Below are 12,284 nucleotides of genomic sequence, written 5' to 3'. Positions count from 1 at the left end.
TGTCCGCGAGGTGGACACCGTCTTCGACGCCCCGGTCGATCCTGGTCAGGTAGAACGTTCGCTGGCGGCGAGTGCGCCGGGTTCGGTCTGGCTGACTGCCCACAGTCCGACGACTCGGCCGCAATACCCGGCGCTGACCCTGCCGGTCACGTGCGATCTGGTCGTCGTCGGTGGTGGATATACCGGGTTGTGGACGGCGCTGCACGCCGCGCGTCGCAACCCGAACCAGCGGATCGTGCTGATCGAGGCCAATCGGATCGGATGGGCGGCGTCCGGGCGCAACGGAGGCTTTGTGGAGGCCAGCCTCACCCACGGCACTGCGAATGGAAAAGCGCGCTGGCCCAACGAGATTCACACACTCGAGGCGATGGGGCGGGACAACCTCGACGGTATGGAAGCGGAGATCCGGCAGCTGGGTCTCGACGCCGAATGGCAACGCACGGGCATGCTGACGGTAGCCACGGAACCTCATCAGGTCGACTGGCTGCGACAGGCCGCGGCCGACGGGCAGGGGCAGTTCCTCGGCAGGGCGCAAGTGCAAGCCAAGGTGCGGTCGCCGACCTACCTCGGGGGCTGTTCAGCGCCGACACCTGTGCGTTGGTGCACCCCGCCAAGCTGGTGTTCGGACTCGCCGCGGCGTGCCGGGACGCCGGCGTGCGAATCTACGAGCACACCAACGCCACGCAGCTGGATTCCGGTGGCGTCGGTCTTCGGGTGCACAGCACGCCCGCGGTGATCACCGCCCGGCGGGCGGTACTGGCCACGAACGTCTATCCGAGCCTGCTCAAGCGAAACCGGTTGCACACGGTCCCGGTTTACGACTACGTGCTGGCCACCGAGCCGCTCACCGACGTCCAGCTGGACCGCATCGGCTGGCGCGACCGACAGGGGATCAGCGACTGCGCCAACCAGTTCCACTACTACCGCCTCACCATGGACAACCGCATTGTATGGGGCGGTTACGACGCCGTCTACCACTTCGGACGCAGGGTCGACCCCGGCTACGAGGACCGGCCGGCGACGTACCGGCGCCTGGCTGCGCACTTCTTCCTCACCTTTCCGCAGCTCGACGACGTCCGCTTCAGCCACCGCTGGGCTGGTGCGATCGACACCAACAGCCGGTTCTGCGCGCACTGGGGACTCGCCAGGGACGGTCGCGTCGCCTACGTCAACGGGTTCACCGGGCTGGGGGTGGGCGCCTCGCGGTTCGCCGCCGACGTGTGTCTCGATCTGCTCGACGGCCGACCCACCGGCCGCACGGAACTGCAGATGGTGCGCGAGCGGCCGATGCCGTTTCCGCCGGAGCCGCTGGCGAGCATCGCCATCCAGGCGACCCGCTGGTCACTGGACCGCGCCGACCATGAAGCCGGGCACCGCAACGTTTTCCTGCGGACGCTTGACGCCCTCGGCGTAGGGTTTGATTCCTAGCCCGTGGCGAAAATGCGGCCGGGGCGTAACACGACGGTGATCTTCGCCGATGGGCAAGTGACGGGACCATCGTCGAGTGGTTGCTCCGTATCGGGTGCGGTTTTCCGCATGCTCGCCCGGGTATATGGAGCCCGCAACGCGCGGGTGCCCGAGGCTTAATCGGCCCGAGGAGCGGAGGCGACAGTGCGCCGACCATGGAAACGCGTACTAGCGGCCGCGGCCGCCCCGATCGCGGCGCTCGCGCTCTGTTCCGCGCCCGCGCAGGCAACCCCGGGTGTGTTGGTCTATCCCGGCATGGAAATCCGCCAGGACACCAACGTCTGCACGCTGGGCTACGTCGACCCGCAGGCGCGGATCGCGTTCACCGCCGGACACTGCCGGGGCAGTGGGCCGGTCCGGGACCGGGACGGCAACCTCATCGGCATGCAGACCGTGTTCCGCGACAACACGCCCAACGGCGCCACCGTGGACACCAACCATCAGATCGCCGATTGGGAGGCGATCGCGCTGGCCCCCGACGTCGCGGTCAACAACGTCCTGCCCGGCGGCAGGGTGCTGGTGTCGGACCCCGCTGTGGTGCCTGCGCCGGGGCAACCGGTGTGCCATTTCGGCGTGGTCACCGGTGAGAGTTGCGGCAACGTCGAGGCGGTCAACAACGGCTGGTTCACGATGGCCAACGGCGTGGTCAGCCAGAAGGGCGACTCCGGCGGGCCGGTGTATGTCATCACCCCCGACAACCGGGCGGCGCTCATCGGCATGTTCAACAGCACCTGGGGCAAGTATCCCGCCGCGGTGTCGTGGCACACGGCCAGGCAGCAGGCGAGCCAAGACGTCATCTCCGCCGCGTCGGCGAGTTCGGTGCCATAAGGCGGCAATCTAATAAAGCTTGACTTATATAAGTCGTGGCTTTACCTTGAACCGGTGCACGCGTTCGACGTCCTCGGGGACCCGGTGCGCCGTCGCATCCTCGAACTGCTCGCCGACGGCGAGATGTCGGCCGGTGCGATCGGCGCCACCATCTCCGAGGAGTTCGCGATCACTCAACCGGCTGTCTCGCAGCACTTGAAAGTGTTGCGCGACAACGGCTTCACGTCCGTACGACCGGACGGCCAACGCCGGCTCTACGCGGTCAACGGCACGGCGCTGCAGGACGTCGACCAGTGGCTCGATGCGTTCCGCCGCTTCTGGACCCCGCCGCTGAATGCGCTCGGCACCGAGATCGCCCGCGGAAAACGACAACGACGAAGGAAGGCTCCATGAAGGACATCGACGTCGACCATCAAATCAACGCGGTCAGGCGCACCGTCGGGACCCGCACGATCGACTCGGGGGAGGCGCGCGTCGTGACCATCAGCCAGGTCCACGACACCGACCAGGAGGATCTCTGGGACGCGGTCACCACCGCCGAACGCATCGAGCGGTGGTTCCTACCGGTCTCCGGTGAGCTCAAACTCGGCGGCTCTTACCAGTTGCAGGGTCACGCCAACGGCACGGTCCTGACCTGCGATCCGCCGAAGAACTTCACCGCCACCTGGGAGAGCATGGGCAGCGTCAGCTGGATCGACGTCAGCGTCGTCGGCGAGGGCGTCGACCGGGCCCGTCTTGTGGTCGAGCACATCGCGCAGGTCGATGACGACACCTGGCGTCAGTTCGGGCCCGGCGCCGTGGGCATGGGCTGGGACTCCATGCTGCTGGGCCTGGCACTGCACTTGGCCACCGGCGACTCCGTCGATCCGGCCGAAGGGCAAGAGTGGACGACCACCGAAGACGGGCGCCGCTTCCTCAAACTGTCCGGCGAACAGTGGTTCGCCGCCAACGTCGCTGCCGGGGAAGACCCCGAAGTCGCACGCGGCTCGGCCGATCGGTGCCTGAAGGCGTACTACGGCGAGGAGTAACTAGAACACGTTCTAGCCTTCGCGGCCGGGCGCGGATATCCTCGACCCGATGCATGCCCAGACACCTGTCCAGATCGCGTGGGTGACGCGGGACCTCGAGGCCACCGAACATGCGCTCACCACGTTGTTGGGCGCCAAGAAGTGGGTCCGCATGCCCGACGTCCACTTCGCACCGGATGCGTGCACCTTCCGCGGTGAACCGGCGGATTTCGTCGCGAACATCTCGCTGAGCTACGCCGGTGACACGCAACTCGAGCTCATCGCGCCCGTGTCCGGGCGCAGCGTCTACACCGAATTCCTCGACAGCACCGGGCCTGGGCTGCACCACATCTGCGTCGAGAAGTCTTCCGTCGAGGAGTTCAACGGCGCGGTTGCCGGCGCCGAGGAGGTCGTCGCCCAGGGGGTGATGCCCGGCGGGATGCGGTTCGCGTACGTCGCCGCGCCGGCGGCCGGCGTGCCCTATGTCGAGATCGCTTACATCCCAGCCGAAATCAAGGCATTCTTCGAATACATCAAACAGGAGCAGAAGTGAGCACCCAGATTCCCGACGCCCCCGACACCGTCGCCGCGGCCGATGTGACGGCATGGTCCGACGAGGCCGACGTCGTGGTGATCGGCTTCGGCATCGCCGGCGGGTGCGCGGCCGTCAGTGCCGCGGCCGAGGGTGCGCGGGTGCTGGTCCTGGAGAGGGCAGCGGACGCGGGCGGCACGACGTCGATGGCCGGCGGACATTTCTACCTCGGCGGCGGAACCGCCGTGCAGCGGGCGACCGGGCACGACGACAGCCCGGAGGAGATGTACAAGTACCTCGTCGCAATGTCACGTGAGCCCGAGCACGACAAGATTCGCGCGTACTGCGACGGCAGCGTCGAGCACTTCGAGTGGTTGGAAGCCCTCGGCTTCGAGTTCGAGCGCAGCTACTACCCGGGCAAGGTGGTGGTTCCGCCGGGCACCGAGGGGCTGTCGTACACGGGCAACGAGAAGGTGTGGCCGTTCTGTGAGCAGGCCAAGCCCGCGCCGCGCGGCCACTCGGTTCCGGTGCCGGGGGAACTCGGCGGCGCGGCGATGGTGATCGACCTGTTGGTCAAGCGCGCCGCCGATCTGGGCGTGCAGATCCGCTACGAGACGGGCGCGACCAATCTGGTGGTCGAGAACGGCAGCGTCGTGGGGGTGCAGTGGAAGCACTTCGGCGAGACGGGCACCGTGCGGGCCAAGGCCGTCGTCATTGCCGCGGGCGGGTTTGCGATGAACCCGGAGATGGTGGCGCACTACACGCCGGCGCTGGGGCAGAAGCGAAAGACCAAGCATCACGGCGAGGTTGAGCCCTATATCCTCGGCAATCCGAACGACGACGGCCTCGGCATCCGGTTGGGCATCTCGGCGGGCGGGGTCGCCAAGAACCTGGACCAGTTGTTCATCACCGCCGCCGCCTACCCGCCCGAAATTCTGCTGACCGGCATCATCGTCAACAAGAACGGTGAGCGGTTCGTCGCCGAAGACTCCTACCATTCGCGCACATCGGCGTTCGTCCTGGAACAACCGGAGCAGACGGCGTACCTGATCGTCGACGAGGCGCACATGGAGATGCCGGAGATGCCGCTGATCAAGTTCCTCGACGGGTGGGAGACCATCGAGGAAGTCGAAGCCGCACTTGGCATTCCGGATGGCAAGCTGGTGGCGACGCTGAACCGCTACAACGAGCACGCCGCCCACGGCGAGGACCCGGATTTTCACAAACAACCGGAATACCTTGCCGCCCAAGACAACGGACCGTACGCGGTGTTCGACCTGTCACTGGGCCGGGCGATGTACTCGGGGTTCACCATGGGCGGGCTGGCGGTGTCGATCGACGGTGAGGTGCTGCGCGAGGACGGCTCGGCCGTTCCCGGGCTCTACGCCGCGGGCGCGTGCGCATCGAACATCGCCCAGGACGGCAAGGGCTACGCCAGCGGAACGCAACTCGGCGAGGGCTCGTTCTTCGGCAGGCGCGCGGGCGCACACGCCGCCAAGCGTTAGACCGGCACCGGTTCGTCGCCCTCGATGCGACTGAAGCGCCACTCGCCCTCACCAAGCAGTTCCAGCTCATGGCTGTGATGCTGTTCGACCGTCTTGCGGTGGCTGACGCTGACCAGGATCGTGTCGGGAAGTCGTGTCCGCACCAACTGGTAGAGCAGGAACTCCACCCCCTCATCGAGCGCGGACGTCGACTCGTCGAGGAACACCGCCTTGGGCTTGGTCAGCAGGATGCGCGCGAACGCGATGCGCTGCTGCTCGCCGGGGGATAGCACCTTGGCCCAGTCCTGGACCTCGTCGAGTCGGCCGACGAGATGGGGCAGTGCCACCGCTTCGAGTGTGCGCTCCAACTCTCGGTCCTCGATCGCGCCACCCTCGTTCGGATAACTCACCACGGCGCGGAGGTCCCCGAGCGGCACGTAGGGCAGTTGCGACAGGAACATCGTCTCGTTCGGCCCGCACGGCCGTGTCAACGTGCCGGACGTGAACGGCCACAACTCCGCGAGGCTGCGCAGCAGAGTGGTCTTGCCGACGCCGGACGGACCGGTGACGACCAGCGTCTCGCCGATCTCCAGCCGCAGGTCGAGCGGGTTGATGAGCTGCCTGCCGTCCGGGGTGCGGACCTCGATGTCGTCGAGTCGGACGCTGCCGTCGGCGCACGGGGTGGTGGTGATCTCCGGCAGCGCCCGGCCTGCTTCGTTGGCCAGCACCAACCCGTGCAATCGGATGATCGCCGCACGGTAACCGGCGAACTGGTCGTACGCGTTGCGGAAGAACGACAGGCCCTGTTCGATATTGCCGAACGCCGCCGCGGACTGGTTCACCGCGCCGAGCGTGATCTCGCCGTTGAAGAACCGCGGGAATTGGAACAAGTACGGCGGTACCACGATGATCTGGTCCATCGACAGGTTCCAGCCGTAGAACCCCATCATCCGGTTGATGTAGCGCTTGTAGTTGGACACCACGGGGGCGAAGAGTCGGCGAAGGCCGGTGCGCTCGGCGATTTCCCCGCGATAGAACGCGACCGCCTCGGACGCGTCACGCAGCCGCACCAGCGCGTACCGGAACGCCGCGTTGAACTTCTCGTTGTTGAACGAGAGCGAGATGATCGGCCTGCCGATCCAGAATGCGAAGACGGATGCGAACAGGACGTATGCGATCAGGATCCAGAACATCGCCTTGGGCACCTCGCCGACGACCGGCAGCGTGAGGGGCCCAGACAGTCCCCAAAGGATCACGGTGAACGAGATCATCGAGACGACGGCGTTGACAGCGCCGAACAGCAGCGTGGAGGTCGAGGTGTTGTTCGGGGTGTTGGGCAGTCCGCCGACGCCGGCGGTGAAGATGTCGATGTCCTGCTGGATGCGCTGATCGGGGTTGTCGATCGTCTGGTCGATGAACCGGCCCCGGTAGTACGCCTTGCCGTCGAGCCAGTCGCCGGTAAACCGATCGGTCAGCCAAACCCGCCACGCGAGCATGAACCGTTGCGTGATGAACAGGTCCAACATGATCCGTGCGACGTGCAGAACAGCTAGCAGAGCGAATACCCGCATCGACAACCAAAACCCGTCCCGGCCCGAATCCTTGATCGCGTCGTCGCCGGTACCCAGACCGGACGCGACCACCTGGAAGCTGGTCAACATGTCGTTGCCCTGGTACGTGAAGAGCACCGAAAGTCGAACACCGACGATCACCGACAGCAGGATCACCGCCAGCCAGAGCCAGACCTTGACGCTCTCCGGGCCTTTGAAGTAGTCGCCGGTGATGCGCCAGAACTGTCTGCCCCACTCCGTGAAACGGGCGATCAGCACAAGGATCGCCAGGGTGCACACTGCCGCGACCGCCCACGCCTGGCCGATCCATGTCAGCGACGCCAGAAGCTCGTTGCCCCAGTCCAGCGTGGGGGCGAACATTCCCTCTTCCATTCGGGCAAGGTACCTCGACAACCTGTCGGAGGCGCTGCGCCGGTCTCACTGCCGGTCGCGCGTCGACCCTCGAGCGCCGCGGCTCTCTATGCTGCCAGCATGAGCACCGACGCTGCGGCTCCTGACGCGGTGAACGCGGGACACGTGATCGCCCGGCGGTTGCGGGCCAGCGGCATCGACACGGTCTTCACGCTCTCGGGTGGGCACCTGTTCTCCATCTACGACGGCTGCCGGGCGGAGAACATCAGGCTGATCGACACCCGCCATGAGCAGACCGCCGCGTTCGCCGCCGAGGGTTGGTCGAAGGTGACGCGGGTGCCGGGCGTGGCGGCGTTGACGGCCGGTCCCGGAGTCACGAACGGCATGAGCGCGATGGCGGCCGCGCAGCAGAACCAGTCGCCGCTGGTGATCCTCGGCGGCCGCGCGCCGGCGTTGCGGTGGGGGCAGGGCAGCCTGCAGGAGATCGACCACGTCCCGTTCGTCTCGCCGTTGACCCGGTTCGCGGCCACCGCGGAGTCGCCGGACGCCGTCGGGCGGCTGATCGACGATGCGCTGCGGGCAGCGGTCGGGGCGGGCGGGGCGCCATCGGGGGTGTCGTTCGTCGACTTCCCGATGGACCACGTGTTCAGTGAGACCGCCGACACTGGTGGGCCCGGAGCGCTGAGCCGGCCGCCCGCGCAGGCGCACGCCGAGGGCGATGCGGTGGACGTCGCAGTGCGACTGCTGGCCGGGGCGCGGCGGCCGGTCATCATGGCCGGGACGAACGTGTGGTGGGGCCACGCCGAGACCGCCCTGTTGAAGCTTGCCGAGTCGCTGCGCATCCCGGTGCTGATGAACGGGATGGCTCGCGGCGTTGTGCCCGCCGACCATCAGCTCGCGTTCTCGCGGGCGCGGTCGAAGGCGTTGAAGGAAGCCGACGTCGCTCTGGTGATCGGTGTGCCGATGGACTTCCGCCTCGGCTTCGGGGGCGTGTTCGGAGCCGACACTGCGCTGATCGCCGTCGACCGGGTGGCCCCCGAGCGGGCACCAGCGCGACCGGTCGCCGCCGGTTTATTCGGTGACCTCACCGCGACCTTGTCTGCGTTGTCGGCGGCCGCCACGCCCGACCACGAAGCGTGGATCGCAGACCTCCGTGCGGTGGAGACCGCGGCGCGCACCGCCGAGGCTGACGAACTTCGTGACGACCGCACGCCGCTGCACCCGATGCGGGTGTACGCCGAGCTCAATACGATGCTGGACCGCGACGCGATCGTGGTGATCGACGCGGGCGACTTCGGTTCATATGCGGGCCGCCTCATCGACAGCCACGTGCCGGGCGCCTGGCTCGACAGCGGCCCGTTCGGCTGTCTGGGCTCGGGGCCCGGATACGCTCTGGCCGCCAAGCTGGCCCGGCCGGACCGGCAGGTCGTGTTGTTGCAGGGCGACGGCGCCTTCGGGTTCTCCGGCATGGAGTGGGATACGTTGGTACGACACGGGGTTCAGGTGGTGTCGGTGATCGGCAACAACGGAATCTGGGCGCTGGAGAAACATCCCATGGAGATGTTGTACGGCTACTCGGTGGTGGCCGATCTGCGGCCGGGCACCCGGTACGACGAGGTGGTCACGGCTCTCGGCGGGCACGGCGAACTGGTGTCGACGCCCGCCGAGCTGCGACCCGCCCTGGAGCGGGCGTTTTCCTCGAGCCTGCCGGCCGTGGTCAACGCGCTGACCGATCCGACGGTGGCGTACCCCCGCCGGTCGAACCTGGCGTAGGTCCTGTTGCGGGTGAGCGCGACGAAAATCAGTCGACGCGTTCGAGATTCGCACCGATGCTGGAGTCATGGAGCTGCGCTTTCACGATTCCGCCGACGAGTTCCTCGCGATCGCCGAGCCGGTCTATCGCCGTGACCCGATCGCCAACACGATCGAGTTGACCGTCCTGCGGGCCGCGCTGCCGGACGACGCGCTGCTGCTGTCACTGTGGCAGGACTCGGAGATCCTCGGCGTGGCGCTGCAGACACCGCCATACCCCTTGGCGTGCAACGGTATTCCCGCCGAGCACATCGATGCCGTCGCCCGCGATGTCGCGGACAGGTGTCCCGACCTCACCGGTGTGCGCGGTGCTCGCCACGCCACTACCGCGTTCGCCGACGCCTGGAGTGAAAGCACGGGTCGAGTAGCCGCCGTCACGCTCGAGGAGCGGCTGTACCGGCTCGGGACGTTGCAGCCGCCGGCACGTGTCGCGGGTTCGGCTCGCATCGCGGCGGACCCGGATCGCCCCGTGCTGGCCGATTGGGTGCAGTCGTTCTTCGCCGAGACGCCCGGACATCCCGACACCGCGGGCGGCGTATTCGTCGACGCCGCGATGGGCCGCGGTGACCGGTTCGTGCTGTGGGACGTCGACGGCACGCCGGTGAGCATGGCGCTGCTGCGCTCGGCCGCGGCCGGGGTCTCGCGCATCGGTCCCGTCTTCACCCCCGCGAACCGCCGCGCGCACGGCTACGGCTCAGCCGTCACCGCCGCGGCCGCACAGGGGGCGTTGAATCGCGGCGACGCCGGCGTCGTGCTGTTCACGGACCTGGCCAATCCGACGTCGAACGCGATCTACCAGAAGATCGGGTTCGAGGCGGTGTCCGACTCCGCGCGCATCGATTTCCGGCCGCTCGATTGAGCGCGACGGTGCGCGACCTGCAGTCCGGGGGCCGCGTACGGTAGCGGTGTGGTGAAGACGAAGACCCGCAATTCAGGTCGTGTCAGCAGCAGGTTCTGGCGGCTGCTCGGCGCCAGCACCGACCGCGACCAGGCCCAGTCGATGGCCCAGGTGCGCGGCTCGGCGGAGTTCGACGAGAAGGCCGCGGCGCTCGACGACGAACAACTGCGCAAGGCCGCCAAGTTGCTGATCCTCGACGACCTCGCCGAGTCCACCGACATTCCGCAGTTCCTGGCGGTCGCCAGGGAAGCCGCCGAACGGACGACCCAGCTCCGTCCTTTTGATGTGCAGCTCCTCGGCGCACTGCGAATGCTCGCCGGCGACGTGGTCGAGATGGCCACCGGTGAAGGTAAAACCCTGTCGGGCGCGATCGCGGCGGCCGGTTATGCGCTGGGCGGCCGGCGCGTGCACGTCATCACCATCAACGACTACCTGGCGCGTCGCGACGCCGAGTGGATGGGCCCGCTGCTGGAGGCGCTGGGCCTGACTGTCGGCTGGATCACCGAGAGCTCGACGGCCGACGAGCGCCGCGCGGCCTACAAATGCGACATCACCTACGCCTCGGTCAACGAGATCGGCTTCGATGTGCTGCGCGATCAGCTGGTCACCGACGTGGCCGACCTGGTCTCACCGAATCCCGACGTCGCGCTGATCGACGAGGCCGACTCGGTGCTCGTCGACGAAGCGCTGGTGCCGCTGGTCCTCGCGGGCACCAGCCACCGCGAGACCCCGAAGGTCGAAATCATCCGGATGGTCGGCGAACTCACGCCCGGCGTCGACTACGACACCGACACCGACAGCCGCAACGTGCATCTCACCGAGATCGGCGCGCAGAAGATGGAAGCCAAGCTCGGCGGCATCGACCTGTACTCCGAGGAGCACGTCGCCACCACACTCACCGAGATCAACGTGGCGCTGCACGCGCACGTGCTGCTGCAGCGCGACGTGCACTACATCGTCCGCGACGACGCCGTGCATCTGATCAACGCCTCCCGCGGCCGGATCGCCCAGCTGCAGCGCTGGCCAGACGGTCTGCAGGCCGCGGTCGAGGCGAAGGAGGGCATCGAGACGACCGAGACCGGTGAGGTGCTCGACACCATCACGGTCCAGGCGCTAGTCAACCGGTACCAGACGGTGTGCGGCATGACCGGCACCGCGCTGGCCGCAGGCGAGCAGCTGCGCCAGTTCTACAAGCTCGGCGTTTCGCCGATCGACCCCAACAAGCCGAACATCCGCCAGGACGAAACCGACCGCGTGTACGTCACCGCGGCGGCCAAGAACGACGCGATCGTCGAGCACATCAAGGAGATCCACGAGACCCGGCAACCGGTGCTCGTCGGCACCCGCGACGTGGCCGAGTCAGAAGAGCTGCACGAGAAGCTGGTGAAGGCGGGCGTTCCGGCGGTGGTGCTCAACGCCAAGAACGACGCCGAGGAGGCCGCGGTGATCGCCGAAGCCGGCAAGCTCGGCAGCATCACGGTGTCCACCCAGATGGCCGGCCGCGGCACAGATATCCGCCTCGGCGGCTCCGACGAGGCCGACCACGACGAGGTCGCCGAGCTCGGGGGGCTGCACGTCATCGGCACCGGCCGGCACCACACCGAGCGGCTCGACAACCAGCTACGCGGTCGCGCCGGGCGCCAGGGCGACCCCGGCTCGTCGGTGTTCTTCTCCAGTTGGGAAGACGACGTGGTGGTGGCGCATCTGGAACCGAACAAGCTTCCGATGGACAGCGACGACGACGGCCGCGTCGTGAGCCCTAAGGCGGCCACTCTGCTGGATCACGCGCAGCGCATCGCCGAAGGCCGGATGCTCGACATCCACGCCAACAACTGGCGCTACAACCAGCTGATCGCCCAGCAGCGCGCGATCATCGTCGAACGCCGAAACACGTTGCTGCGCACGCCGACCGCGCGCGAGGAGCTCGCCGATCTGTCGCCGAACCGCTACGAGGAGGTCGTCGAGCGGCTCGGCGAGGAGAAGCTGGAGAAGATCTGCCGGCTGATCATGCTGTACCACCTCGACCGAGGATGGGCCGACCACCTGGCGTATCTGGCCGACATCCGGGAGAGCATCCACCTGAGGGCGCTGGGCAACCAGACACCGATCGACGAGTTCCACCGGATGGCCGTCGACGCGTTCGCCTCGCTGGCCGCCGATGCGATCGAAGCGGCCCAGCAGACATTCGAGACCGCATCGTCGATCGAGGACGAGCCCGGGGTCGACCTTTCCAAACTGGCCCGCCCGACCTCGACGTGGACGTACATGGTGCACGACAACCCGCTCGCCGACGACTCGCTGTCGGCGCTGAGCCTGCCGGGCGTGTTCCGCTAG

General features: G+C 67.5%; 9 protein-coding genes and 1 pseudogene. 9 read left to right on the top strand and 1 reads right to left on the bottom strand.

The genetic code is table 11. The features are described from left to right. Positions 1–10 precede the first annotated feature (10 nt). The 6 genes and pseudogenes from AU187_RS04455 (at position 11) to AU187_RS04430 (ending at position 5,339) form a co-directional block, all read left to right on the top strand. Positions 11–1,428: pseudogene (locus AU187_RS04455) on the top strand (NAD(P)/FAD-dependent oxidoreductase). 183 nt (positions 1,429–1,611) lie between these two features. Then, complete coding sequence (locus AU187_RS04450) at positions 1,612–2,295, top strand: Rv1815 family serine proteinase (RefSeq protein ID WP_059098568.1); 684 nt, start codon at positions 1,612–1,614, stop codon at positions 2,293–2,295. Between the two features lie 54 nt (positions 2,296–2,349). Continuing rightward, positions 2,350–2,688 carry an ArsR/SmtB family transcription factor gene (locus AU187_RS04445; protein WP_059098567.1) on the top strand — a complete coding sequence of 113 codons (339 nt, stop codon included), beginning with the start codon at positions 2,350–2,352 and terminating at the stop codon, positions 2,686–2,688. Then, positions 2,685–3,323, top strand: coding sequence for an SRPBCC domain-containing protein (locus AU187_RS04440; RefSeq protein ID WP_059166258.1), 639 nt, complete (start codon positions 2,685–2,687; stop codon positions 3,321–3,323). The genes AU187_RS04445 and AU187_RS04440 overlap by 4 nt, the downstream gene beginning before the upstream one ends. Positions 3,324–3,372: 49 nt before the next feature. Next, positions 3,373–3,855 carry a VOC family protein gene (locus tag AU187_RS04435; RefSeq protein ID WP_059098565.1) on the top strand — a complete coding sequence of 161 codons (483 nt, stop codon included), beginning with the start codon at positions 3,373–3,375 and terminating at the stop codon, positions 3,853–3,855. An 8-nt stretch (positions 3,856–3,863) separates the two neighbouring features. Continuing rightward, positions 3,864–5,339 carry an FAD-binding protein gene (locus tag AU187_RS04430; protein WP_082683787.1) on the top strand — a complete coding sequence of 492 codons (1,476 nt, stop codon included), beginning with the start codon at positions 3,864–3,866 and terminating at the stop codon, positions 5,337–5,339. Here the strand turns inward: AU187_RS04430 and AU187_RS04425 are convergent. Beyond that, a complete protein-coding gene (locus tag AU187_RS04425) occupies positions 5,336–7,249 on the bottom strand; it encodes an ABC transporter ATP-binding protein/permease (protein WP_502687732.1) in 1,914 nt (637 codons plus the stop codon). The two genes, AU187_RS04430 and AU187_RS04425, sit on opposite strands and share 4 nt — an antisense overlap. Before the next feature lie 111 nt (positions 7,250–7,360). Here AU187_RS04425 and AU187_RS04420 point away from each other — a divergent pair, with 111 nt between their 5' ends. From AU187_RS04420 to secA2, 3 genes are all read left to right on the top strand, one after another. Beyond that, positions 7,361–9,013 (top strand): acetolactate synthase, encoded by a 1,653-nt coding sequence (locus tag AU187_RS04420; RefSeq protein WP_059098562.1) that lies wholly within the window; start codon positions 7,361–7,363, stop codon positions 9,011–9,013. A 67-nt stretch (positions 9,014–9,080) separates the two neighbouring features. Continuing rightward, positions 9,081–9,911, top strand: coding sequence for a GNAT family N-acetyltransferase (locus AU187_RS04415; RefSeq protein WP_059098561.1), 831 nt, complete (start codon positions 9,081–9,083; stop codon positions 9,909–9,911). A 48-nt stretch (positions 9,912–9,959) separates the two neighbouring features. Then, the gene (gene secA2, locus AU187_RS04410; protein WP_059098560.1) at positions 9,960–12,284 is read left to right on the top strand and encodes an accessory Sec system translocase SecA2; all 2,325 of its coding nucleotides are present in this window, start codon (positions 9,960–9,962) and stop codon (positions 12,282–12,284) included.

The sequence above is a fragment of the Mycobacterium sp. IS-1556 genome, from assembly GCF_001499985.1.
Classification (GTDB): domain Bacteria; phylum Actinomycetota; class Actinomycetes; order Mycobacteriales; family Mycobacteriaceae; genus Mycobacterium.
This window is presented reverse-complemented; position numbering and strand designations above follow the sequence as displayed.